Source organism: Serratia sp. TSA_105.2 (assembly GCF_052692115.1).
The window spans coordinates 1-22987 of the sequence record NZ_JBQZFT010000014.1 but is presented as its reverse complement, the minus strand read 5'-3'; the positions used below and the strand labels follow the sequence as shown (position 1 = coordinate 22987).

Genomic DNA, 22987 nt, shown 5'->3' with positions numbered 1-22987 from the left:
GTTTGCCGAATCGTGTTTGACCTTAAAGTGAGCTTTAAACCTATACTCGTTAAACGATCAACGCAAGATCGTCGGCCAACCGGGATGAGGGAGCCAGAGATCCCGGCGCCGCGCGCAGTATAAACCTTCTTTTTTAACCATAGTGTAAATGGGAGAAACGACATGGGTTACGTAACAACCAGCGATGGCGTCGAGATTTTCTACAAGGATTGGGGCCCCAAAAACGGCAAGGTTATCTACTTCCACCACGGCTGGCCGCTGTCCAGCGACGACTGGGATGCCCAGATGCTGTTCTTCGTGAACAAAGGATTCCGCGTGGTGGCGCACGATCGCCGCGGCCACGGCCGCTCCAGCCAGGTGTCGGAAGGGCACGACATGGACCACTACGCCGATGACGTCGCCGCGGTGGTAAGACACCTCGGCGTGCAGGGCGCGATGCACGTGGGCCACTCGACGGGCGGCGGCGAAGTGGTGCGCTATATCGTGCGCCACGGCGAGGACAAGGTGTCCAAAGCGGTGCTGATCAGCGCGGTGCCGCCGCTGATGGTAAAAACCGACGCCAATCCGCAGGGCACCCCCAAAGCGGTGTTCGATGATTTCCAGGCGCAGCTGGCCGCCAACCGGGCGCAGTTCTATTACGACGTGCCGGCCGGCCCGTTCTACGGCTATAACCGCCCGGGTGCCAAACCGTCTGAGGCGATTATCTGGAACTGGTGGCGCCAGGGCATGATGGGCGGCGCCAAGGCGCACTACGACGGTATCGTCGCCTTCTCGCAGACCGATTTCACCGAAGATCTCAAGAAGATCGCCATTCCGGTGCTGGTGATCCACGGCGACGACGATCAGGTGGTGCCTTATCAGGATTCCGGCGTGCTGTCGGCCAAGTTGGTGCAGAACGGCACGCTCCATACCTATAAGGGCGCGCCGCACGGCATCCCGACCACCCACGCCGACCAGGTCAACGCCGATCTGCTGGCGTTCGTGAACAGCTAAAGACTCAACGCGTCGCGAGCCTCGCCCCTTCCCGGGCGGGGCTTTTTATTGGCTGCGGGAGAGCGGATCACCAATGATAGCTGATGCCCATATCGAGCTTGTCCGACGCATCGACGCCGGCCGCGTGCTGCGAAAGGTTATTGAATTCATAGTTAATGAACACCTGCATATTGCTGTTGAGCAACCAGGTGACCCCTAGCTCCTCATAGTTCAATAAGTCCGTGTTCCGGCCTGCTCGGGCCTGTATCAAACGGGTGTAGCCGATGTTGGGTTGGATATGGTCCGTCAGCCGATATTTGGCGAGCGCTTCATAACTTGATGCCGAGCCGCGGTTAGCGGTTTGTTGCGGGCTGATGGCGTTGTCGCTTTGGGTGAACACGGCCGCAAGATAGATTTTTTTCGACGCATAGAGAACCCCTTCGGCCAGCGTGTCGATGCGCCGGCGATAACCGGCGGCGTGTTGCTGCCGCTGCGTGGTTTGAGACGCCGAGGCGGCGGCGATGAGGCTGAGCGTCGGCGTCAGCGCATAACGGAACGAGGCGCCGAATCCGTTGCCGTTTTGTTTGCCCGGCGCTTGCCGTTCGTCGCCGTCTTTGAACTGGTATTGCAGCGCGAGGGCGGCGCGCCGCTGAAACAGGCTGAAAGGTTGGCGGTAAGTGAGCAGGTTATGCGCCCGGCCGCGCATAAAGTTGTCGATATAGTTGTAGGCCATCTCTCTAAACAGCGGAGAGCGATCGGTCAGTGCGGTCACATCATAAAGCACGCCCCAGTTGCGGCCGATATCGAGGCTGCCCAGGGCGGCGTTTTGCACGCCGATATAGGCGAGCCGGGTGCTGTTGCGCGTCGCGTCGGCGAAGCTGACGGTATATTCCCAGTGGGCGTAGGCCTGCCAGCGCGGCGCGATCTTTTTTTTGCCTATCAGGCCGAAATAGAGGTAGCTGCGGTCGCCGTCGTTGCGTTCGTTGTGGCCGCTGTAGCGTCTGGCGATAATCGTGCCGTAGAAATTCAGGCTGTTTTGCTGCGATCCCGTCAACGACACGGCGAAGGCGCCGCGCGGCAACAAGGCCAGCAGGGGGAAAAGCATGCCCGCCGAAAAATTACGAGGATTGCGTTTTATCATGATGGCACCGTCCCTGTGCGCGGCAAGCCCGTGAGCTTGCCGCCCCGGCGAAGCTTAAGCGTGCGTTTCGCGTTTAAAGTAGCTGACGATCCCCTGAGCGATCGCCGTGGCAATTTTATTTCGGAAGGCGGGGGTGCCGAGCAGCCTTTCTTCCTCAGGGTTGGTGATGAAAGAGGTTTCCACCAAGACGGAAGGAATATACGGGGACTTTAAGACCACGAAGGCCGCCTGTTCGGTATTTTTGGCATGCAGATGATGGATGGGCGCAATATGTTGAATCAGGTGCGAGCCCAGCGCCAGGCTTTCTTTGATCGTTTCCGTCTGCTCCAAGTCAAACAGTATCTTCTGCAAATAGCGGTCTTTCTTGATGACGTTAGGGCCGGCGAGATCGTCCGCCGCGTTTTCACTGTTCGATAAGTATTTCGCCATCGCGCTGCTGGCGCCTTTATTGGAAAGCGCAAAGACCGAAGCGCCGCAGGCGCTGGGGCAGGTAAAACCGTCGGCGTGGATGGACATGAAAAGATCCGCGCCATGCCGGTGCGCGATCTCCACCCGATCGTAAAGCGGAATAAAAACGTCGCTGTCGCGCGTCAGGCGGGCATCGATGCCGTGTCGATCGAGCTGTGCACGCACATTTCTGGCGATCTCCAGAACGACATGTTTTTCCAGCGAACCGGTGTGGCCAATGGCACCGGAGTCGATGCCGCCATGACCGGGATCCAACATGACCAGGAATCTTTTTCGCGCACCGTGAGGCTTGGGGCGCGGCAGCCCGTGGGCGTGAGCCAGCGGGGAAACGGCGCCGTTCAGCGCCAGGGCCGCCAGCCCTGCCAACATCATTCTGCGGCGAGATAACCGGGTGTTCAAAAGGTCCGTCTTAGCCATAAGGGTAACCAGCATAAAAGGAAAGGGTGTTTTTTGTTATAACATAACAATTCCGTGCGTCGGCGGTGTTGTCTGTTAGCGGCTGTTACTTTTAATGTCATTCCTTAAATTCACTGGTTTTTTATACTGCATTTATTTTGTTTATTGAATGTTTGTATTGCTATTTATTTGTTTTGTATTTGTTAATTCTTATTTTGAAACACTATTTAATCTAATATTTCAAATGGGATTTATTCCCCTCTTTAATTGATATGTTATAACGTAATTATTAAAACGGATAAAAAACGGGGTCTTTGCCGCCGGCATGAAGCCACTCACGTTTTTGGAGCGTTAACATGACTTTTAAACACCAGGAAAAAGAGACATTAAATATATTCGCCGTTCTCGCCGTCTCGTTAAGCACGGTTATCGCCATGCTCGACAGTACCATCGCCAATGTGGCATTGCCGGTGATCGCCAAAGATTTCGGCGTTTCCGAATCGGCCTCCATCATGATTATTAATGCCTACCAGTTTGCCGTCGTTGCCTCTTTGATGCCCTTCGCGGCGCTGGGCCGCGCGGTGGGCAATAAAAAGATCTTTATAGCCGGGGTGGTGCTGTTCGCTTTTTCATCCTTGGGCTGCGCGCTTTCCGCGACGCTGTCGATGCTGACGGCATTCCGGGTGATACAGGGCTTCGGTGCGGCGGCGGTGCTCAGTGTCAATGCGGCGCTGATCAAGGAGATATACCCGGAAAGGCTGCTGGGGCGCGGCCTGGGCATAAACGTGATGGTGGTGTCGGTTTCCGCCGCCGCCGGGCCCTCCATCGCCTCGGCGATACTTTCTCAAACGAGCTGGAACTGGCTGTTTACCATCAATGTTCCCATCGCCTGCCTGTCGCTGTTGCTGAGCCTGATCTTCCTGGCCCCCCGCGAGCGGCGCAGCGTTGGATTCGACAGCGGGGGGGCCCTGTTGGTGTTTGTGCTGTTCATCGCTTTCTCGCTTAGCACCATGAGCATAACCACTCACCATCTGCCGGCGGCGGCGCTGAGCTTTGCGGTATTCGCCGGGCTGGCCGGGTTGCTGTATATCAATCAGAAAAGAAAGGCCAACGCCGCGCTGATCCCGATCGCGATGCTGCATAACCCGACGCTGTCATTGTCTTTGCTGATGTCGATGCTGTCCTACAGCACCCAGCTTTTGGCTTTTGTATCGCTGCCTTTCTATTTCCACAATGTCCTGCAAAGAAACGTGGTGGACATCGGTCTGTTGCTGACCGCCTGGCCGCTGGCCACCATGGCGTCTTCGCTGATTTCCGGCGATTTGGCCAAGAAATACGATCCCAATCTTGTTGCCCTCTCGGGCCTTGCCTGTCTGCTGGCTGGCATGCTGCTGATGGCCAATCTGCCCAGCGATCCGTCGAATGGGGCGATCGTATGGCGCGTGGCGCTGTGCGGCATCGGTTTTGGCCTGTTTCAATCACCGAACAACCTGCTGATCATGACGTCGGTCTCCCATGAAAACAGCAGCATCGCCAGCGGCCTGTTGGGCAGTTCCCGGCTGATTGGGCAAATCGTCGGTTCGGCGTTAGTGGCGATTTTCTTCAATATGCGGGGCGCCCAAGCAACGAATATCAGTTTAATGGCGGGGGCGGCATTCTCGTTCCTTTCTCTGGTCGTGAGCTATATGCGCTTCAAGTCCGCCGTTACGTTAAAAACCAGCAAATAGAAGCACGAGGTTTCCCATGCGATTTATCCCATTAGTGTCGTTGGTTATCGGGATGGCGGCATTTTCCCTTGCCGGCTGCACGACCTACCACGATGTGGCGTTGCAACAAAAAGAGACGGGGCTCAATAGCCAATATTACCTGCTGCAGCCGCCGGTCTATGTCGGCGACCAGTTGAAATATGGTCTGAAGGACGGCAGCGGCGGCGAGTTGACGGTGGCGAAGGTTGAACCGAAAGACTTGGTTGCCGACAGCGGAAAAATCATTTCTCTGTCGCAGCTCTCTTTCCTGCAACGAAAAGACCTTTCCACAGGAAAAACCGCCGCGTTGGTCGGCGGCGGCGCGGTCGCCACCACGGCAATCGTGTTTGTGGCCGGGATCACCATCATGGCCGCCGGCATCGCCGCGTCGGCCTAAAGCAGCCCATCGACGCACGCCGCCGAGCGTGCGCACAGGAGGCACCATGTGCGTCACAGTGAAATTGATCGCCACCGCTCTGCTGGCAATATTCGCCTTGCCGACGGCGCCTTGCGCCACCGCCGGCCAGCCGGCGGCGGCCGAACCGCCACAAAGCGTGGCGGCGCAAACGCTGCCCGGCAGCTATCCGCGGATCGTCATCACCGGCAACTGCCCCTTCGGCGTGATCCTGGCTAACGAGGCGGCCTACCGGCACGTCGTCGGCGTGGGGCCCTGGGCGTTCATGCATGCCGATAGGCATGTATTGGAGGACATGAAGCCTGACATCGGCAGGATCACCTCCGCCTTCATCAATAAGGACTACCGGGTCAACATGGAATCGTTAATGAATCTACGGCCCGACATTATTTATTACTACGGCAAAAGCCAGGACGATCGGCTGGAAAGGGCGGGCGTGATGACCGTCGATCTGGATGCCGGCGGGAAGACAAAATACCAGCCGATGGCCACCCAGGTGTATTGGGAGAACACTTTCGCCGACACGCTCGGCCTGCCGCGCACGCACAAATTCAAAGACGCCTGGGAAAACACCCTGAAGCAGATCCGCCCCTATGCTGCAGCCATCCATGCGCAGCACGTCAGGGCGTTGTATCTCGAAGAAAGTGACGGCAGGCAGCTGAAGGTGAGTGGCCCGCATACCTATGGCGACACTTACCTGAAAATGGCCGGCATGGACAACGTCGCCGGGGATTTGCCGGTGAAAGGGGATGCCGGCAGGTACATCAACGTTTCGATGGAGCAGGTCATGGCCTGGGACCCGGATGTGATTTTCGTGGTGTTCGGCAGCGCCAAAGCGCTGCTGCACGGGGGGATCCCCGGCCAGGCCTGGGAAACGCTCAGGGCGGTAAAAAACGGCAAGGTTTTCTCGACGCCGGTGGGCATTCATAACTGGGGGGGCCTGTCGGCGGAAACGTCGCTGCTGCCGCTGTTTATGATCAACCGCTATGCCCCTGAAGACATTAGCGACAAGACGCTGCGGGAGGAGACGCGCCGCTATTATCAGACGATGTTCTCCTATGCGATCCCGGACCGGCTGCTGGATGAGGTGCTGGCACAGCGCTAGTGCCACGGTTGAATAGCATTCATTTAATGGGGGGAGCTTGGGGATGCCAGGCAGAGGAAAATATGTGGCGATCCTGATGGGGCTGTTTTTGGCCTTGTGTGTGGCCGCCGTCGCATCACTGTTTGCCGGCCGATACGCCTTGTCGGCCCATGATGTGATGCAGATTTTATGGCAGGGGAACATGCCGGGGGAAAACCCGACCCGCTATTCGGTGATTTTTAACCTGCGTGCGCCGCGGGTGGTGGCGGTGATGCTGGTGGGCGGCGGGTTGGCGGTCGCCGGCGCGACCTTTCAGGCGGTGCTGAAAAACGCGTTAGCCAGCCCGGACGTGCTGGGCACCTCTTCCGCCTCCGCCTTTGGCGCTGCGCTGGGCATTTTATTGAGTTTGCCTTTTGCTCTGAGTGCCATGCTGTCGTTTCTTTTCGGCGTGGTGAGCTTGCTGTTGGTGCTCGGCATCTGCCGCCTGAAACGTCGGCAGGATGCGCTGACGACGATCCTGTCCGGCATGATTATCGCGTCGTTGTTTATCGCGTTTGTCTCGGTCATAAAATATGTCGCCGATCCGCAGGATACCTTGCCGGCGATCGTCTTCTGGCTGATGGGCAGCTTCGCTTCGGTGGCGAAAGCGCAGGTCTATTGGCTAATCCCGCTGTTTGCGGCGTGTTACCTGACAATCTATCGGCTCAGGTGGAAAATGAACATTCTCTCGCTGGGGGATGACGAGGCGCGCATTGCCGGCCTGAATCCGCCCCGGCTGAAGATCCTGCTGCTGATCGCCGCCTCCTTGCTGGTTTCCGCCTCGGTGAGCTTGGCCGGCGTGGTGGGATGGGTCGGCTTGGTGATCCCGCATCTGGTGAGAAGCGTGCTGGGGTATAACCACGGCCGACTGATCCCGGTCTCGGCGCTGAGCGGGGCGTTGTTTTTGCTGGTGATAGACAATATTGCCAGAGGCGCCACCTACGCAGAAATCCCGATCGGCATCCTGACGGCGCTGATCGGTGCGCCGCTTTTCGCCACGCTTTTTATTATGGGCAATCGATATGATCACCGCTAGCCGACTATCCTTTGGTTTCAAAGGGCGGGAGCCCATTTTCGACAACGTCAGCTTCGAGCTTAAGCGCGGCGAGATCCTCAGCGTGCTGGGCCCGAACGGCGCCGGCAAAACGACGCTGCTGAGAAATATCGCGGGCCTGTGTCGGCCCAGCGCCGGCTGGTGCGAGATCGGCCGCGTCGATAATCGAGAGGCGCGCCTGGCCTATGTGCCGCAGGCGAAGGCGCCACATTTTTCCTATGGCGTACTCGAGTTTGTCACTTTCGGCTGCGTTCGTCAGGCCGGACTGTTCGCCCGGCCGGGAAAGCGCGATTTCGCCAGGGCGCAGGCGGTGCTGCAATCCCTGGAAATCGGCCCGTTGGCGCAGAAAAGCATCGATCAGATCAGCGGCGGTGAACTGCAGATGTGTTATTTCGCCAAGGCGCTGATGGCAGATCCTGACGTCATGATCCTTGATGAGCCGGAGTCGAACCTGGATTTTTACAATCAGGCAAAAATGATTGAGATGCTCTGGCGCCTCGCCAAAGAGCGGCAGATGACGATCGTGCTGAATACGCATTTCCTCAATTACGCCGAACGCATCTCCGACAAGTGTTTACTGATGACAAAACGGCAGTCGTTGTTCGGCGTTAAAAGCGCTGTGCTGCGGGAAGATATCCTGGAGCGCTATTTTCGGGTGCCGGTAAGAAAGTGCCACTATGAACACCAGGGCGCCGGCGAAGAAACCTTTATTATCGCTCTGCGCAATCTCGCCTGAGTTTCGGCTGCAAAGATTGCTTGAGGGATATCCCTCATTGCGGCCCCGCCGGCGGTTATTTAAGCTGAAAGGGCAACGTAACGGTGAATATGGAGATAATCATGACTGATTCAGTGTCCAACGATCGTAATCCCACCCCGGATGTGGCGGAAGACAACGCGTTCTTCCCATCGCCTTACTCCCTCAGCCAGTACACCTCGTCCAAAACCGACTTCGCGGGCGCCAGCTACCCGAACGCCTATCGCGGCGGCAAGTGGAAGGTGCTGATGATCGCCTCGCAGGAGCGCTACCTGCTGATGCAAAACGGCAAGTTCTTCTCCACCGGCAACCATCCGGTCGAGATGCTGCTGCCGATGTACCACCTGGATCTGGCCGGTTTCGAGATCGACATCGCCACGCCGTCCGGCGATCCGGTGAAGCTGGAGATGTGGGCGTTCCCGCATGAAGATGAAGCGGTCAAGGCCACCTACGAGAAGTACCGCAGCCAACTCAAGCAGCCGAAAAAGCTGACGGAGGTGGTGAAGGATCTGGATGGTGGCAACTACCTCGGCGTTTTCATCCCCGGTGGCCACGGCGTGCTCAATGATATCCCGTTCAGCGAAGAGGTGAAAAAGACCCTGCACTGGGCGCACGACAACGATCGCTACGTGATCTCGCTGTGCCACGGGCCGGCCGGTTTGCTGGCGGCGGGCATCGGTGAGAGCAAAGAGGATTTCCTCTATCGCGGCTATGAAATGTGCGTGTTCCCGGACTCGCTCGATACCGGCGCCAACATCGACATCGGCTACATCCCCGGCCCGATGCCCTGGCTGGTGGGCGAACGCCTGCGCGAGCGGGGCGTCAAGATCGTCAACGCCGACATCACCGGCAAGGTGCATAAAGATCGGCGCCTGCTGACCGGCGACAGCCCGTTGGCCTCCAACAACCTCGGCAAGCTGGCGGCGGAGACGCTGTTGGCCGACGTCGCCGCGCGATGAGCGACGAGATCGCGCAGCGCGCTTTCCAGACGGCGCTGGCGATGGACCACGAGCGAACCCTGTCCGCCATTCAGGGGCGGGTTCGCGCCTTCGCCGCGCCGTTCGGCTTCGATCGCTTTGTGCTGTTTTCCGCTTCCGCCGCGGCGGAGGCGGGGATCGAGCATATCTATTGGGTCGAGGGCGACTGGATCGGCGACGGCGAGGCCGTCGATGCGCTGACCTACGTGCGGCACTGCCCGGTGACCCGGCACATGTTGCGGGTCAGCGAGCCGTTTTTCTGGACCAAAACCCGGGCGGAGCAGGGCGAGCGCTATCGGATTGTGCGCACGCCGCGCGGTGCGGGCCTGCACGGTGTGCAGATCCCGGTATTTGGCCCAGCCGGTTTGGAGGGCGCCGTCAGCCTGGGGGGCGAGCGCATCGATGCCTCGCCGCCGGTGCGGCTGGCGCTGTCGCTGGTGGGCACGTCGGCTTTTCTGGCGGCGCGGCGGCTGTTCGAACCGGCGGCCGGAGAGGGAGAGGGGCGGCTGTCGGCGCGCGAGCGCGAGGTGCTGAGCTGGACCGCCATCGGCCGGCGGCAGGCGGATATCGCCGCGATGCTCGGCCTGTCTGAACGCACGGTGGAAAACCACCTGCGGCGCATTCGCCAACGCCTTGGCGCTGCCACCACCGCGCAGGCGATCGGCGTGGCGATCCGCCTGGGGGAAATCGCCCCCGAGAGCCGTTAGCCCGCCGCCATTTGCCGCAACAGCCACTCGCGCAGCGCAATGATATCGGGGCGCTGCGCGGTTTCTTCGGTGGCCACCAGATAATAGTTGGCACCGGGTAACGCCATCTCGAACGGCGCGGCCAGCACGCCGCGCTGCAACAAATCGCGCGCCAGCAGCCGGCTGGCGATCACCACCCCCTGGCCCGCCACCGCCGCCTGCAGCGCGTGCGTCTCGTCGCTGAAGGTCAACCCGGCTTCCACGTTCAACCCTTCCGGCCCGTAGCGCCGCCGCCAGTTTTCCCAGGTCGGCGCGTCGGCGGGCACCTGCCGATGTTCCACGTGGAACAGCGTTACCCGCTGCAAATCCTCGCTGCGCTCCAGCGCCAGCGCCGGGCTGGCCACCACGATAAAGCGGTCCTCATGCAGCAGGGTGCAGTGCAGATCGCTTTCCGGCGTTTCACGGTAGCGAATGGCGACGTCCACGGTACGCTGGCTGAGATCCACCCGCTCGACGCTGGTGTGCAGGCGCAGATCGATGGCGGGAAACTCCGCCTTGAAATCCGCCAGGCGCGGCACCAGCCAGTGGGTGAGAAAATTGGAGGTGGTGGTGACGGTCAGCGCCGGCGGCTGTTGGGCGCGGGTGATTTGGGCGACGGACTGCTCCAGCGCGGCAAAGGCGCGCTGGGTGCCGGCATACAGGATCTCGCCGGTCTCGGTCAGGCTGACGCCCTGCGCGCTGCGCTCGCATACCCGGCATTCCAGCACCGATTCCAGCAGCTTGATCTGATGGCTGACCGCCGTCGCGCTGACGCCCAGAGCCTCGGCGGCCAGTTTGAAGCTGCGGCAGCCGGCCACGGCGTGGAAGGCGCGCAGCGCGCCCAGCGGCGGCAAACGGGGTTTTCTCATGGCTGATTTATTCTCATCTAAGGCTGAAAACTATGAGTTTGTCTGACCGATTATACAAGAGATAGGCTACTGACATGTGAACAGGGAAATGAATTTATTTCATCATTTCCACATGTCGGGAGTTAACGATGAGCCTCTATATCAACAACGGCGCCCTGGCGTTCAGCGTGCCGGTGGCGGCGGGCGCCTTGCTGCTGAAGACCGAAAGCCTGCTGGGCATCGGCGCAACGCTGATGCTGCTAACGGCATTGGCGCTGGCGTTTCTCGGCGGCGCCGCACTGGCCCGCTGGCAGCCGCTGCGGAACCGGCCTGCGCTGGCTATGCTCCGCTACGGTTTTTTGCTGGCGGCGGCGGGGTGGCTATTGACGCTGCTGATGCTGTTCGGCGGCCATGATTGGCCGGCCCTGCTGGCGGGCATCGCCCTCGGCGGCCTGGGGCAGGGCGTGGCCTATCGCACGGCGGTGGGGGAGAGAGCGGCGTTCGCCGTGGCGTGCAGGCTGGCGACGGTGGTGAGCATCGTGGCCGTGGGGGTTGCCGCTTTGCTGATTCAAACCTACGCCGCGCCGGGCGCGAGAGGAAGCTGTTTCGCGCTGGCGTTGCTGGTCGATCTGGCGCTGCTGGGAGCGTTGATGGCGCGGGTTGCGGAGCGGGATGGGGCCTGAGCCGTCGCGCTGAAGGGAAACAGCCCGCCAGGTAAACCCGGCGGGCTTCGCTTAGGCGGCCGCGAGCTCTTGCGGCGTAATGGTTTGCAAGCCGACGAGCTGAATGGCCGGCTGCTCCAACGTGATGCCGAAGTCGCCTTGATCCCAATTGTAGATATTGACGACGTGCTGATTGAGCGCGCTTTCGCCCTGCATGAATATCGACAGATCCTGCGTATGGGTTTGCGCGTTATAGTTCAGCGAGAAGCTGCTGTTTGAGCCTTCTGTGCCGAAAGCCAGCAGGTGGTTATCGATAGACAGGGAAGAGGCCTGTAAAAAGCCCAGCTCGAAGCTATCGTCGATGTAGATATTGTGGGTCTGCTTCACGGGAATATTCAGCAGGCTGTTGGGGAAGGGCACATCGTTGGACAACATGCTCAGGTTCACGCCGAGATAATCCTGCGGCGCGCTCCCACCCGGCGCAGTGGTATAGCCGTGCTCGAAGCGAATCTCGCTGGAGCCTTTGCCCAGGTTGACCTCCAGACCGTTGGCCGGCGTCAGCACCCGATCGTTAAAGGTGACGTTATCCTTAAAGTCCGTCAGCTTCACCGCCTCGATGTTGTACAGCCCGTCCTTAAAGCCATACAGCCCGATGCCGTTTTTCTCGACCACCCCGCGCCCGCCATAGCTGCCCTGGGCGTCAAACTTCAGGTTTACCCCGTGCGACAGGCTGGAATAATCGACCGTATCATGGCCGCTGCCGCCGTCGATGACCGTCCAGCCGTAGTTGCCGGCGTTGTTTTGCCAGCCGCGCGGCACGCTGATGGTGTCGTCGCCGCTGCCGGTGTTAACGGCGATATTGCCGAACGCCAGCGTGAAATCGTCGTCATACAGCGTACCGACGCGGTACAGATTCGGCGTGGACAGCACGTCGGCAATGTCGTTGAAAATCGCCGAGCCGATATCCAGCTTGCCGGGAATGATACTGCCGCCGCCGGTCACGCTGCTGCCGTAGGATTCGGTGTAGAAATCACGCGCCGCTTCGGCGGCGAGGCGGATGGTCTCGTGGCCAATACCGAGGGTGGTCAAATAGGTGGGTACTTCGCCCGCCAGCAGTGTTTCAACCACGTAGCTGAGGTTTTTCATCTGCATGGAGACCTGCGCCGCCGCAATCAAATCATAGGTGCCGCTTTCGACCTTAAAAGGCGAGGTATCGTTGATGGCCACCCATTCGGTAAAGAACGAGGTGTCGCCTAAATAGGAGAACAGCGTGGTGCCGGCCCAGGGCGAATAGTTGGGGGCGCCGGTCGAGGAGGCATCGGTGAACACCTCGGATGCCGCCGCGCCGGCGTCGATCAGGCCGACCTCGTGAATGTCCGGCACTTTGGCGCTGGTGGGCGGGGCATCCGGTAGCGGCGCGTTGGGATCGCTGCTCAGATCGACGCCAAACAGCGTCTTGGCGAAGTTTTTGGCGATGTTGTCGGAGGCATTCTGGATGCGCGTTTCCCAGTCATCGGGAACATGCCCGGTGCGCAGCTCATACTGCAGCTTGGTTTGGTCGCGAATGTAATGGGCAAACGCCCCCTGATTCGAGTTCACGCCATAGGCGCCTTTGATCCAGGTATACACCGCGATATCCACGCCCTGAATAGGTTGGTTGGCATGGTTGGGATCGGTGAGCGCATCGACGGAGGCGGCATACACGGCCGGCCAGTCGCCGGCTTTGGCGGCCTCCCAAATCGCTTGCAGTTTTTCTCGGTCGGTAATGACGTAAGCCATATAAACACTCCTTGTTGCTGAGAGATTGCTGTGAAATTCAACATGATGAATGGAAGCGCGCGATGAAATAAACCGAAACCCGTACAGCCAGAAACGCGCATGCCGCGAGCCGCAGCGAACGATGGGCGGCAGGCGCCCATACGAAAGGATAGACGCAACTAACCGAGTGCGAACAATTCGCTTATCGATTGTTTTTACAGGATTATTGCTGTAAATCTGCGGGTTAACCCGCGTATTGGCGTCAGGAAGGGATTTCCGTCAGCTGGGTTAGGAATCTTCTTAGATAAAAGAGTGGGTTTCGCTGGTGGGGCCAAGCGTCGGCGTTATGGCGGTGGCTGCCGCTTTGCGGGTTCACACCGACGGCAACGCAGGAGGGCGATTTCTCTCTGGCGCTGCTGGAGTGTGGAATGGGGGGGAATGCTGGAGTGGGGGCTCTGGCGGTCGGTTTTGTGTCATGAGAGGGCGTATAAACTGCTTGTACTAATTATTAGGTAATAAATTGCAGTCTCTTCCCCGCTTCTACATATTCAGAAAGATCATTCGAAACATCTAGTTGATGTAGATAATTAGTGGTTGAAAGGTGCCAGGAATGACGGAAGAATAGGCCTATATTGCTGAGTTTAAATGGATTGAGGGGCAAAAAGTGGGCTCGCCTGAAACAGTAAAGAAAATCGTTATGCTGGCCATCTTGGCTAGTCTTACCGCGGGTTGCGCACCGTTACATCCTTCCGGCTGTCATAAGACCACGGCAACGGGTAGTTGCAGTTCAGGACGTTGGGATGATCAGGATGAATGGGGTGTGCAAGCGAGGGCAATCAGGGCGGCAATAAATGCTGAACTTGATGAGCCGCAAAACTGGAAGGGGAAAAAATGCAGGTTGCATATTGAATTTGCTCAGGATGGCACGGCTTTAAACGTATCAACCAGCAATGGCAATACAGCCTATTGCGAAGCGATAAAGTCAGCAGCCCATAAAGCCAAATTTCCAGCCTTCAACAATCCAGAAGTCTATAGAGATTTTCAAAAATCCGGCTTCGATATGCGCGGTTAGCCCGATAATCGCCCTTTCAGTGCCCGTTACTCGCTCAAAGCAGACCCAATGACCACGTAGCCTGTCCGTTGCGTGCTAGAAACGGACTTTGATGATGTGAAGATATATAGTGGTAGATTGCCTATCGGTAGTTGATATTACCCGAGATTGTCTCCGAAAATTATGATTAACGGATTGCTGATCAGTCGGATCCTAGCAAAAGACTCATATCAAAACCAGTTATCCGAAAACCAAACTCTTTATATAATTTCAAAGCCCTTTGATTGTCCGGTGACACTCTGAGTTCCACCTCATATGCGCCCTGTTGAGTCAGCTCATTCAGGAATGCACGGATAAAATCCCGACCCATTCCCTTACCCTGAAATTCTGGGAGAAGCATTATATCTGACAAAAAGGCTGAGTTATCTTCCAGGCTGAACCACAGATATCCAGCAGCCTGACTGTCATGTTCATAAGTTCTAAAATGGTTATTTTGAGTATTGATACCCGCTGGCAAGGCTGCTTTAAATGATTTCGACGCCTCTATCTGGGCTTTTTTACGACTGTACCGATGATTTGCCATCAGGTCTTCAACATAGTCATTTAAAGAGAGGCCCCCCCAGAGGCCAAACTCGTCGTCATGCATGGGCCTATAAATTGATTTGGGGATTTTTGAATGTTTTGTTTTCAATTTACTGTCTCATTCTTAATAGCAACGTAACGTATACTTAGTACTACTCTACCGAATTATCCGCCGATTCAGCATGATAAAATTGTATCATATAGCTTTGTCCACTGAACGTAATTTTGCTGACGCCGAAGTCTGCACTTCGCTCATAGCGGACTATCGTTCGCCTGACCACATAAGCCTCAGTGCGATGAAACAAATACCGAGGCAGGCTGCGCGGGCGGAATGGCGAAGTGACGCTGCATGCGTTTTATCTCCTCTGCCGGTGGTAGGCCAAACAGACGTTTGAATTCTCGATTAAATTGCGATGGGCTTTCATAGCCAACGGCGTAACTCGCGGCGGCGGCGGTGATTTGTTGGCGCACCATCAGCATCCGTGCCTGGTGCAGGCGTACCGATTTCACATACTGCATCGGCGGCATCTGCGTTATCGCTTTGAAATGGCTATGAAAGGTCGGCACGCTCATGCCGGCCCTCATCGCCAGCTGCGTCAGCGTTAACGGCTCCGCGTAAGCGGCATGGATGTGCTGCAACGCTTTACCGATTTTGCCAAACTGGCCCTGCAAGGCCAGCGCGGCACGCATTGCGTTGCCTTGTGCGCCTGTCAGCACGCGAAAATAAAGCTCACGCACCCGCGCCGGGCCGAGGATCGCCGCCTCAAGCGGGTTAGCCAGGACGTCAAGTAAGCGAAGAACGGCCATTTTTACCGCGCCGTCCATGGGGCTCGACATCATGCTTTGCGGTGCGACGGGAGGATGCGGGGCGCCATGCTGTTCAATCTGCAACATCAGTTCAGCGGCAAGCTGAAAATCCAGATGCATATAAATCGCCAGCAGCGGATGTGCTGCCGACGCGTCGGTTTCCATCACAAACGGCACCGGCACCGAAACCGCCAGGTAGTGCTGCTCATCATATAAATAGGTTTGTTGACCGAAATAACCGCGTTTGCTGCCCTGGCAGACAATCACGATCCCCGGATCGTAAAGCACCGGCGTTCTGGCAAGCGGGCGATCGGAACGCAAAATTCGCACATCAGGTAGGGCAGTGAGATTGTATCCCTCTTGCACCGCAAGTCTATTCATCAGGGCAATCATGTCGGACATCCCACCACCTCATAAAATCAGGCAAGAAAAAGAGAAGATACGGCCTAAAAATGCGGCAGAGCAGAGAATACCATGCAACCTTCATGGTTCATGGGAGTTCTTTTTATGGCATCTGCAAAAACGATTTTAATCACCGGCGTCAGCAGTGGCTTTGGCCAGGCGCTGGCGCGCGAAGCCCTCGCCGTAGGGCATCGGGTTGTAGGGACGGTGCGCAACAGCGAAGCGCTGCAGGCTTTCGGCGCGCTCGATACGCAGCGGGCTTTTGGCTATCTGCTTGATGTCACGGACGTTGAGCGTATTGATGAGGTGGTTGGAGAGATTGAGTCCGCCGTCGGTCCGATAGATGTGCTGGTGAACAATGCCGGTTACGGCCACGAAGGCATTCTGGAAGAGTCCCCGCTTGCAGAGCTGCGCCGCCAGTTTGACGTCAATGTGTTTGGCGCGGTGGCGATGATCAAAGCCGTGCTGCCGGGCATGCGTCAGCGCCGTCGCGGCCACATTATTAATATCACCTCAATGGGCAGCTTCATTACCTTGCCCGGTATCAGCTATTACTGCGGCAGCAAATTTGCACTGGAAGGGATATCAGAAACGTTAAGCAAGGAGCTTGCCCCGTTCAACCTACACGTGACCGCCGTGGCGCCGGGCTCGTTTCGAACGGACTGGGCCGGGCGTTCAATGGTGCGCAGCCCTCGCCGTCTCCCGGACTATGACGCGTTATTTGAACCTGTTCGTCAGGCGCGTCAGGAAAAAAGCGGCAAGCAACTCGGCGATCCCGTGAAGGCGGCTCACGCCATGCTGGCAGTGATCGAGAGCCGGAACCCACCCACGCATCTGTTGTTAGGCAGTGACGCATTAAGTTTGGTGCGGCAAAAGCTCGAGGCGTTAGGTCAGGAAATTGAACAATGGGAGAAACTTACCCGTTCAACGGATGGCTGACCGGTTTCGGGTAGAGAGTGTCGGGGATACTCGAGCATAGCCGCCCAACAGCAAAAAGCCCGCTCAGGTTTCCCTGAGCGGGCTTCTCTAAATATGGCTCCTCTGACTGGACTCGAACCAGTGACATACGGATTAACAGTCCGCCGTTCTACCGACTGAACTACAGAGGAATCGTTTGAACGGGGCGAATAATAGCGAGGCGCCGTCGGCATGTCAAAGGCGGATTACACATTCTGTGACTGTTTGCTTACAGAATACGCAACCCGTTGAGTTTTTTGGCAGATTTAGCCCTCGGGCGCCCGCTGCAGGCGCAGCTGATAGCGGTAAACGCCGGCGGTGAGCAGGTCATCCCGGTGCACGCTCGGGCTCCAGGAGTCGTCGCCACCCACTCCCATGTGGAAGCCGTCCAGATGCAGCCAGGTGCCCGCTTCCGGCTGCAGCAGATGCTGGTGGCTGCAGGCCATCAGCTGTGGCAGGCCGTAGCGGCTTAGCGAGAAGTGGAAGCGGCCGTCGATGCGCCAGCCGCCGTAGCGCAGGCTGCGGGTGTCGCAGCGCAGGCCGTTCTCGCCGGGGAAAATATACGGCGTGTGCAGATCTGCCAGCGGCAGGCGCCAGCGCCCGTGCTGCGCGGCCAGGCGGCGATCCGGGTAGTTCTCGTGCGGGCCCAGGCCCAGCCATTCCGCCTGCGGCTGCACCGTCGCCAGTTGGCAGTGCAGGCCGATGCGCGCCGGCGGCGGCAGAGTATCGGCCACCTCGACTTCCACGCTCACGTTCACCGCGCCCAGCGCATCGAACAGCCACTGTTTGCGGCCGATCAGCAAAATTTGCCCGTCCACGCCGAACTGGTGTTCGCTCACCACCTGCACGCCGTTTTGCAGCGCATCGGCCTGCAGCCGCGTGCAGCGTTCCTCCAGCCGGTACAGGCCCGCCAGCTTCCAGCGTTCGACCCAGGCGTTGGGATCGATATGGTCCGCCTCGCTGACGCCGATGTCGTTATCGATCGGCGCGCGCGCAAAGCCGTCGCGCAGCGGCGTCAGCAGCTGCGGCTGCTCATTCTGCCACCACTGCGTCAGGTGGCCGCTGCTGCGCTCGAAGCGCCAGCGCTGGTCGCCGTGGGTGAGCGTCAGCCCCTGATCGTCTTCAATCAGCGTGGGCGGCACGCCCTGCGGCGGCGGCGGGGCGGGATGCAGCGCGCGCGGCACCCGCCACTGATCCCAGGCGCAGCGGTGGTGCGCTTCGGACCAGTCGGTGGCCTGCGGTTGCACCACCTCCACGTTCAGCCACAGCTCGCCGGGCTGATGCAGCATCGGCAGGCGATCGAGCAGGGTGAAGCGAGTGCTGCCCTGCGGCGGCAACGCCAGATCGAAGCTGCCGCTGGCGCGCTCCACGCCGTCCAGCTCCAGCCGCCAGTTGAGCTGCTCGTTGTCGGTGTGGCGGAACAGGTAATCGCTGGTGACGGTCAGCGTCAGCGAGGCGGCGTCGAAGGCGAAGCGGAACAGCTGCTGCGCCCGCTGCGCTTCGAACAGCGCCGGGTGAGGGGTGCGATCCGCGAACACCAGCCCGTTCAGGCAGAATTGGCGATCGTTGGGGGTGTCGCCGAAGTCGCCGCCGTAGGCCCAGAACTCTTCGCCGCGCTCGTCGCGTTTGATCAACGCCTGATCGACCCAGTCCCAGACAAAGCCGCCCTGCAGGCGCGGATAGTGGTGGAACGCGCGCCAGTAACGCTCAAAGCCGCCGAAGCTGTTGCCCATCGCATGGGCGTATTCGCACAGGATCAGCGGCCGCTGTTCCTCCGGCAGGCCGATCCACTTGCCGAGCGCCCATTTGGGCACCGCCGGGAACGGCTGATCCTGATCCACTCGGGCATACATCGGGCAGATGATGTCGGTAGCGGCGGTGTCGGCGCCGCCGCCTTCATATTGCACCGGGCGGGTCGGATCCTGGCTTTTCACCCAGCGGTACAGCGCGTCGTGGTTCACGCCGTGGCCGGACTCGTTGCCCAGCGACCAGATAATGATGCAAGGGTGGTTGCGATCGCGCCGCACCATGCGGGTGACGCGCTCGCTCATCGCCGGCAGCCACAGCGGATCGTCAGCCAAGCGGTTCATCGGCTGCATGCCGTGGGTCTCGATATTGGCTTCGTCCACTACGTACAGCCCGTAACGGTCGCACAGCCGGTACCACAGCGGGTGGTTGGGGTAATGCGAGCAGCGCACCGCGTTGAAGTTGTGCTGCTTCATCAGCAGGATGTCGTGGCGCATCGTCGCCTCGTCCATCACCTGGCCGTGGCGCGGATGATGCTCGTGGCGGTTAACGCCGCGGATCAGCAGCGGCTGCCCGTTGAGCTTCAGCAACCCGCCGCTGATTTCTACCTGGCGGAAGCCGACGTCATAGGCCTCCACCTCGATAATCTCCCCCTCGGGCGAGAGCAGGGCGACAGTGGCGCGATACAGCGCGGGCGTTTCGGCGCTCCACAGCGCCGGGCGTTCCACCGGCAGGCGCAGCGTGACCCGATCGTCATAGGCGCCGCGCTCGTCCACGATCTCGCTGCCGAGCGGCTGGGTGCGTTCGGCCACCCGAGCGCCATCGCGCCACAGCTGAACCTGCACCTGCAGCGGGCCGGGCCGGTTGGCGCGCGCCGTCACCACCAGTTCGCCGCGGGTAAAGCGGTCATGCAGCGGTGTGGTGATGTGCACATCGCTCAGGTGCGCGGCGGGTTTGTGCAGCAGGCTGACGTCGCGGAAGATGCCGCTCATGCGCCACATGTCCTGATCTTCCAGATAGCTGCCGTCGCACCAGCGCAGCACCATCACCGCCAGCCGGTTTTCTCCCGGCTGCAGCCACGGGCTGAGATCGAACTCTGCCGGCAGGCGGCTGTCCTGCGAATAGCCGACCCAGTGGCCGTTGCACCACAAATAGAATGCCGAGTTAACGCCGTCGAAGATGACGCGCGTCTGGCCGGCGGCCAGCCAGGCCGGATCGACGCTGAAGGTGCGCGAGTAGCAGCCGGTGGGGTTGTCTGCCGGCACGCGCGGCGGATCGACCGGGAACGGGTAGCGCACGTTGGTGTAAATCGGCGCATCGTAGCCGGCGAGCTGCCAGTTGCCCGGCACCGCCAGCGGGGCGACGTCCGGCAGATCCTGCTGCAGCCAGCCTTCCGGCGCCGCCTCTGGGCGCGGGAAATAGCTGAAGCGCCACTCGCCGTTCAGCGACCGGCGGCTGGCGCTGGGGGCATCGTCGCGCGCGTCTTCCACCGTGCGCCAGCTGGCGAACGGCGGGTGAGCGTCCAGTCGGCGGGAGTGGGTGCAGGCCGGGTTTTGCCAGTCACGGCGGGCGAGGATCTCGGTCAGGGAAGCAAGGGGCGCAGCGGGCATCGGCGATCGTCCAGTCGGCTAGGTGATGCTCACCAAGATGCTGACCGGCGCATAAAAAGTAAAGCGGTTACACGCAACCTTGCAAGGGCGATCAAATAACCGTTAATGCGGTTCGCCGGCGCGGTAGATCCGCTGTGGGCGGCCGACCTTGCCGTAAATGATCTCGGCGCGCAGCTGCTGTGCGGCGGTGCAAAACTCCAGGTAACGGCGCGCGGTGGTGCGGCTGAGCCCCATTTTTTGCGCAACGCTTTCAGCGGTGTGGCGCGCGGCGGGTTCGGCAAACAGCGCGCGGACCTTACCCAGCGTCAGCTCGTCGATGCCGGCGGGCAGCGCCGCCTGCTGTTCGCCGCGGGCGTAGGTGTTGAACATCTCGTCGATGCGGCGCTGGTTGAGGCGCGCTTTGTCCTTCAGCGCTTCGCGGCGCTGGCTGAAGCGCTGCAGGGTCTGGCTCAACCGGTCATAGGCCAGCGGTTTGATCAGGTAGTCGAACACGCCGTAACGCAACGCCTCGGCCACGGTGGCCATGTCGCTGGCGGCGGTGATGAACACGATGCCGCCGCGATACCCGCTCAGCGTCAGTTCGCGCAGCAGGGTGATGCCCTGGCCGTCGGGCAGAAAGTTGTCCAGCAGGATCAGGTCCGGCTTGAAGCGCTCGGTCATGGCGCGCGCCTGCGCCAGGGTGCCGGCCAGCCAAATCTGGCGGCAGCCGCCGTTCTGGCGGATAAACTCCGCGTGCATTTCCGCCAGCGGCGTTTCGTCTTCAACGATCAGGATGTTCAGCCATTCCATAATGAAACCTACTATTGCAATCAAGATGCTAAATGAATGTAAGTAAATTGCGGCGCCAAATAAAGATTATCTCAATAATAAACACCATAAGATTAATTAAGCAAATAAAGAACATTAAATAACTTATTAACCGGAATCGGTTTGTGAAATAGGTCAATAATCGGCGTTTTTTTTCTGTTTACCATTGATTTATCGAACGCGAGACGGTGTTTATCTCCATGGTTTTTAAGGTTTTAATTATCCTTGTTGATGTTAATTAAAATGCCTTTTTGTATTTAACTTGTTGTTTGTCAGTTAACCCAGAGAGCGTGTTATGTTAGGCGATGCCGTATTTAATCGGATAAAGCGATCGGATCATAAAGCGATTTCGGAAATAAGCGCCTTCTTGCGCAGTAACGATCTGAATATCGACACCACGGTTGAAATATTTATTACCGTTACCCAGCACGACAAATTGGTCGCCTGCGGCGGCATCGCCGACAATATTATCAAATGCGTCGCCATCAGTCCGCTGATGCGCGGCGAAGGGTTGGCGCTGGCGCTGGCGACCGAGCTGGTGAACCTGGCCTACGAGCGCCACCACACCCAGCTGTTTATCTACACCAAGGTGCAGAACGAGCCGCTGTTCCGCCAGTGCGGTTTCTACCCGATCGCCACCGTGCCGGGCATCGTGGTGCTGATGGAAAACAGCCCGTGCCGCCTGAAGCGCTACGCCGCCCAGCTGGCGAGCCAGCGCCGGCCGGGCGACACCATCGGCAGCATCGTGATGAACGCCAACCCCTTCACTCGCGGGCATCAGTATCTGGTGCGTCAGGCGGCCAAACGCTGCGACTGGCTGCACCTGTTTTTAGTGAAGGAAAACACCTCGCGCTTCAGCTATGAAGACCGGCGCCGGCTGGTGCTGGCCGGCACCGCCGATATCCCCAACCTTACGGTACACGAAGGCTCGCAGTACGTGATCTCGCGCGCCACCTTCCCCTGTTACTTCATCAAGGATCAGGGCGTGGCCGACGACTGTTACACCGAAATCGATCTGAAGATCTTCCGCCAGTATCTGGCGCCTGCGCTGGGCATTACCCACCGCTTCGTCGGCAACGAGCCGTTCTGCGCGGTGACCGCGAAATACAACCGCGACATGCGCTACTGGCTGGAAACGCCGGCGCTGCCCAGCCCGCCGATCGCGCTGGTGGAAATCGAGCGTTTGCAATATCAGGGCACGGCGATCTCCGCCTCCTGGGTGCGCAAGCTGCTGGCGGCGGGGGACTTCCACGCCGCCGCGCCGCTGGTGCCGCCGGACACCCTGTACTACCTGCAGGATCTGCAAACGCAGCGCCGGGCCAAGGCGGCCCCGCATCCTTTTGAGTCCGCACAATCAGGTGAATGATGAAAATTATCCGAGAAGCAATGGCCGGCACGCTGGAATCCAGCGATGTCATGGTGCGCATCGCGCCCGCCGAGGGGCCGCAGCACGATCTGTTGATCGCCAGCAGCGTGGAAAAACAGTTCGGCGCGGCGATCCGCCACACCCTGCTGGAGGTGCTGCAGCGTTATGAGGTGGAGCCGGTGCAGGTGATCGTCGACGACAAGGGGGCGCTGGACTGCGTGCTGCGCGCCCGGCTGGAAACCGCGCTGATGCGCGCCTGCGAGGGTGGCCAACTGCCGTGGGAGGCGAAAGATGAAAACGCTGAATAAAACCCGGCTGCGCCGCAGCATGCTGTTCGTCCCCGGCGCCAATGCGGCGATGGTCAGCAACGCCTTTATCTACCAGGCCGATGCGCTGATGTTCGATCTGGAAGACTCGGTGATCCTGCGTGAAAAAGACGCGGCGCGCCGGCTGGTGTACCACGCGCTGCAGCACCCGCTGTACCAGGAGGTGGAAACCATCGTGCGCGTCAATGCGCTCGACTCCGCCTACGGCCTGGCGGACCTGCAGGCGGTGGTGCGCGGCGGCGCGGACATCGTGCGCCTGCCGAAGACCGACAGCGCGCAGGACGTTGTCGACATG

At 59.4% G+C, this 22987-nt stretch carries 22 protein-coding genes and 1 tRNA gene; 14 read left to right on the top strand and 9 right to left on the bottom strand.

All coding sequences use genetic code 11. The features are described 5' to 3' along the window. Positions 1-162 precede the first annotated feature (162 nt). Positions 163-993, top strand: coding sequence for an alpha/beta fold hydrolase (locus tag ACUTSC_RS23355; RefSeq protein WP_197768063.1), 831 nt, complete (start codon positions 163-165; stop codon positions 991-993). 67 nt (positions 994-1060) lie between these two features. Here ACUTSC_RS23355 and ACUTSC_RS23350 read toward each other — a convergent pair whose 3' ends face one another. Both ACUTSC_RS23350 and amiA read right to left on the bottom strand, forming a co-directional pair. Further along, a complete protein-coding gene (locus ACUTSC_RS23350; protein WP_445653566.1) occupies positions 1061-2113 on the bottom strand; it encodes a porin in 1053 nt (350 codons plus the stop codon). A 54-nt stretch (positions 2114-2167) separates the two neighbouring features. Continuing rightward, a complete protein-coding gene (gene amiA / locus ACUTSC_RS23345) occupies positions 2168-2998 on the bottom strand; it encodes an N-acetylmuramoyl-L-alanine amidase AmiA (RefSeq protein WP_149571236.1) in 831 nt (276 codons plus the stop codon). Between the two features lie 335 nt (positions 2999-3333). On the opposite strand from amiA, the gene ACUTSC_RS23340 reads away from it, so the two are divergent. The 7 genes from ACUTSC_RS23340 to ACUTSC_RS23310 all read left to right on the top strand — a co-directional run bounded on the left by ACUTSC_RS23340 (position 3334) and on the right by ACUTSC_RS23310 (position 9752). Beyond that, positions 3334-4704, top strand: coding sequence for an MFS transporter (locus ACUTSC_RS23340; RefSeq protein ID WP_197768061.1), 1371 nt, complete (start codon positions 3334-3336; stop codon positions 4702-4704). A 16-nt stretch (positions 4705-4720) separates the two neighbouring features. Beyond that, positions 4721-5119, top strand: coding sequence for a hypothetical protein (locus ACUTSC_RS23335; protein WP_443006839.1), 399 nt, complete (start codon positions 4721-4723; stop codon positions 5117-5119). Positions 5120-5165: 46 nt separating this feature from the next. Next, on the top strand, positions 5166-6242 hold the full coding sequence (locus ACUTSC_RS23330; protein WP_443002540.1) for an ABC transporter substrate-binding protein: 1077 nt from the start codon (positions 5166-5168) through the stop codon (positions 6240-6242). A 43-nt stretch (positions 6243-6285) separates the two neighbouring features. After that, positions 6286-7296: a FecCD family ABC transporter permease gene (locus ACUTSC_RS23325; protein WP_142110197.1), complete on the top strand. Its 1011-nt coding sequence runs from the start codon at positions 6286-6288 to the stop codon at positions 7294-7296. Next, complete coding sequence (locus ACUTSC_RS23320; RefSeq protein ID WP_063989291.1) at positions 7283-8050, top strand: ABC transporter ATP-binding protein; 768 nt, start codon at positions 7283-7285, stop codon at positions 8048-8050. The genes ACUTSC_RS23325 and ACUTSC_RS23320 overlap by 14 nt, the downstream gene beginning before the upstream one ends. A 101-nt stretch (positions 8051-8151) precedes the next feature. Then, complete coding sequence (gene hchA / locus ACUTSC_RS23315; protein WP_197768060.1) at positions 8152-9027, top strand: glyoxalase III HchA; 876 nt, start codon at positions 8152-8154, stop codon at positions 9025-9027. Further along, positions 9024-9752 carry a PA1136 family autoinducer-binding transcriptional regulator gene (locus ACUTSC_RS23310; RefSeq protein ID WP_197768059.1) on the top strand — a complete coding sequence of 243 codons (729 nt, stop codon included), beginning with the start codon at positions 9024-9026 and terminating at the stop codon, positions 9750-9752. The genes hchA and ACUTSC_RS23310 overlap by 4 nt, the downstream gene beginning before the upstream one ends. Here the strand turns inward: ACUTSC_RS23310 and ACUTSC_RS23305 are convergent. After that, on the bottom strand, positions 9749-10639 hold the full coding sequence (locus ACUTSC_RS23305; protein WP_197768058.1) for a LysR substrate-binding domain-containing protein: 891 nt from the start codon (positions 10637-10639) through the stop codon (positions 9749-9751). The genes ACUTSC_RS23310 and ACUTSC_RS23305 overlap by 4 nt on opposite strands. Positions 10640-10767: 128 nt before the next feature. Here ACUTSC_RS23305 and ACUTSC_RS23300 point away from each other — a divergent pair, with 128 nt between their 5' ends. Continuing rightward, complete coding sequence (locus tag ACUTSC_RS23300; RefSeq protein ID WP_445653565.1) at positions 10768-11301, top strand: hypothetical protein; 534 nt, start codon at positions 10768-10770, stop codon at positions 11299-11301. 51 nt (positions 11302-11352) lie between these two features. Here ACUTSC_RS23300 and ACUTSC_RS23295 read toward each other — a convergent pair whose 3' ends face one another. After that, entirely contained in the window at positions 11353-13059 is a 1707-nt protein-coding gene (locus tag ACUTSC_RS23295; RefSeq protein ID WP_445653564.1) for a hemolysin, read from the bottom strand. A gap of 676 nt (positions 13060-13735) precedes the next feature. Between ACUTSC_RS23295 and ACUTSC_RS23290 the strand changes: the two genes are divergently transcribed. Next, positions 13736-14110: a cell envelope integrity TolA C-terminal domain-containing protein gene (locus tag ACUTSC_RS23290; RefSeq protein WP_071883825.1), complete on the top strand. Its 375-nt coding sequence runs from the start codon at positions 13736-13738 to the stop codon at positions 14108-14110. A 181-nt stretch (positions 14111-14291) separates the two neighbouring features. On the opposite strand, the gene ACUTSC_RS23285 is transcribed toward ACUTSC_RS23290, so the two are convergent. Together ACUTSC_RS23285 and ACUTSC_RS23280 are read right to left on the bottom strand one after the other, a co-directional pair. Beyond that, complete coding sequence (locus ACUTSC_RS23285; RefSeq protein WP_445653563.1) at positions 14292-14780, bottom strand: GNAT family N-acetyltransferase; 489 nt, start codon at positions 14778-14780, stop codon at positions 14292-14294. Between the two features lie 179 nt (positions 14781-14959). Continuing rightward, complete coding sequence (locus ACUTSC_RS23280; RefSeq protein ID WP_197773880.1) at positions 14960-15880, bottom strand: AraC family transcriptional regulator; 921 nt, start codon at positions 15878-15880, stop codon at positions 14960-14962. Between the two features lie 105 nt (positions 15881-15985). Between ACUTSC_RS23280 and ACUTSC_RS23275 the strand changes: the two genes are divergently transcribed. After that, complete coding sequence (locus tag ACUTSC_RS23275; RefSeq protein ID WP_445653574.1) at positions 15986-16819, top strand: oxidoreductase; 834 nt, start codon at positions 15986-15988, stop codon at positions 16817-16819. A 94-nt stretch (positions 16820-16913) separates the two neighbouring features. On the opposite strand, the gene ACUTSC_RS23270 is transcribed toward ACUTSC_RS23275, so the two are convergent. The 3 genes from ACUTSC_RS23270 to dpiA all read right to left on the bottom strand — a co-directional run bounded on the left by ACUTSC_RS23270 (position 16914) and on the right by dpiA (position 20982). Continuing rightward, a tRNA-Asn gene (locus tag ACUTSC_RS23270) sits at positions 16914-16989 on the bottom strand. 114 nt (positions 16990-17103) lie between these two features. Continuing rightward, complete coding sequence (locus ACUTSC_RS23265; RefSeq protein ID WP_445653562.1) at positions 17104-20193, bottom strand: beta-galactosidase; 3090 nt, start codon at positions 20191-20193, stop codon at positions 17104-17106. 102 nt (positions 20194-20295) lie between these two features. Further along, positions 20296-20982 carry a two-component response regulator DpiA gene (dpiA, locus tag ACUTSC_RS23260; protein WP_021505854.1) on the bottom strand — a complete coding sequence of 229 codons (687 nt, stop codon included), beginning with the start codon at positions 20980-20982 and terminating at the stop codon, positions 20296-20298. Positions 20983-21295: 313 nt separating this feature from the next. On the opposite strand from dpiA, the gene citC reads away from it, so the two are divergent. From citC to ACUTSC_RS23245, 3 genes are all read left to right on the top strand, one after another. Then, the gene (gene citC, locus ACUTSC_RS23255) at positions 21296-22366 is read left to right on the top strand and encodes a [citrate (pro-3S)-lyase] ligase (protein ID WP_445653561.1); all 1071 of its coding nucleotides are present in this window, start codon (positions 21296-21298) and stop codon (positions 22364-22366) included. After that, positions 22366-22674 carry a citrate lyase acyl carrier protein gene (gene citD, locus ACUTSC_RS23250; RefSeq protein ID WP_019452464.1) on the top strand — a complete coding sequence of 103 codons (309 nt, stop codon included), beginning with the start codon at positions 22366-22368 and terminating at the stop codon, positions 22672-22674. Before citC ends, citD begins: the two co-directional genes overlap by 1 nt. Then, positions 22658-22987: aldolase/citrate lyase family protein (locus tag ACUTSC_RS23245; RefSeq protein ID WP_240659396.1), on the top strand; the 330-nt coding region annotated here is incomplete at its 3' end. The genes citD and ACUTSC_RS23245, both read left to right, overlap by 17 nt.

Excerpts from the sequence above, each read along its gene's own strand:
- ACUTSC_RS23290 (WP_071883825.1), top strand. The coding sequence starts at position 13,736 with ATGCTGGCCATCTTGGCTAGTCTTACCGCGGGTTGCGCACCGTTACAT.
- citC (WP_445653561.1), top strand. The coding sequence starts at position 21,296 with ATGTTAGGCGATGCCGTATTTAATCGGATAAAGCGATCGGATCATAAA.
- ACUTSC_RS23295 (WP_445653564.1), bottom strand. The coding sequence starts at position 13,059 with ATGGCTTACGTCATTACCGACCGAGAAAAACTGCAAGCGATTTGGGAG.
- ACUTSC_RS23280 (WP_197773880.1), bottom strand. The coding sequence starts at position 15,880 with ATGTCCGACATGATTGCCCTGATGAATAGACTTGCGGTGCAAGAGGGA.
- ACUTSC_RS23275 (WP_445653574.1), top strand. The coding sequence starts at position 15,986 with ATGGCATCTGCAAAAACGATTTTAATCACCGGCGTCAGCAGTGGCTTT.
- ACUTSC_RS23320 (WP_063989291.1), top strand. The coding sequence starts at position 7,283 with ATGATCACCGCTAGCCGACTATCCTTTGGTTTCAAAGGGCGGGAGCCC.
- ACUTSC_RS23350 (WP_445653566.1), bottom strand. The coding sequence starts at position 2,113 with ATGATAAAACGCAATCCTCGTAATTTTTCGGCGGGCATGCTTTTCCCC.
- ACUTSC_RS23300 (WP_445653565.1), top strand. The coding sequence starts at position 10,768 with ATGAGCCTCTATATCAACAACGGCGCCCTGGCGTTCAGCGTGCCGGTG.
- ACUTSC_RS23310 (WP_197768059.1), top strand. The coding sequence starts at position 9,024 with ATGAGCGACGAGATCGCGCAGCGCGCTTTCCAGACGGCGCTGGCGATG.
- ACUTSC_RS23330 (WP_443002540.1), top strand. The coding sequence starts at position 5,166 with ATGTGCGTCACAGTGAAATTGATCGCCACCGCTCTGCTGGCAATATTC.
- dpiA (WP_021505854.1), bottom strand. The coding sequence starts at position 20,982 with ATGGAATGGCTGAACATCCTGATCGTTGAAGACGAAACGCCGCTGGCG.
- ACUTSC_RS23335 (WP_443006839.1), top strand. The coding sequence starts at position 4,721 with ATGCGATTTATCCCATTAGTGTCGTTGGTTATCGGGATGGCGGCATTT.
- ACUTSC_RS23325 (WP_142110197.1), top strand. The coding sequence starts at position 6,286 with ATGCCAGGCAGAGGAAAATATGTGGCGATCCTGATGGGGCTGTTTTTG.
- ACUTSC_RS23355 (WP_197768063.1), top strand. The coding sequence starts at position 163 with ATGGGTTACGTAACAACCAGCGATGGCGTCGAGATTTTCTACAAGGAT.
- amiA (WP_149571236.1), bottom strand. The coding sequence starts at position 2,998 with ATGGCTAAGACGGACCTTTTGAACACCCGGTTATCTCGCCGCAGAATG.
- citD (WP_019452464.1), top strand. The coding sequence starts at position 22,366 with ATGAAAATTATCCGAGAAGCAATGGCCGGCACGCTGGAATCCAGCGAT.
- ACUTSC_RS23340 (WP_197768061.1), top strand. The coding sequence starts at position 3,334 with ATGACTTTTAAACACCAGGAAAAAGAGACATTAAATATATTCGCCGTT.
- hchA (WP_197768060.1), top strand. The coding sequence starts at position 8,152 with ATGACTGATTCAGTGTCCAACGATCGTAATCCCACCCCGGATGTGGCG.
- ACUTSC_RS23305 (WP_197768058.1), bottom strand. The coding sequence starts at position 10,639 with ATGAGAAAACCCCGTTTGCCGCCGCTGGGCGCGCTGCGCGCCTTCCAC.
- ACUTSC_RS23265 (WP_445653562.1), bottom strand. The coding sequence starts at position 20,193 with ATGCCCGCTGCGCCCCTTGCTTCCCTGACCGAGATCCTCGCCCGCCGT.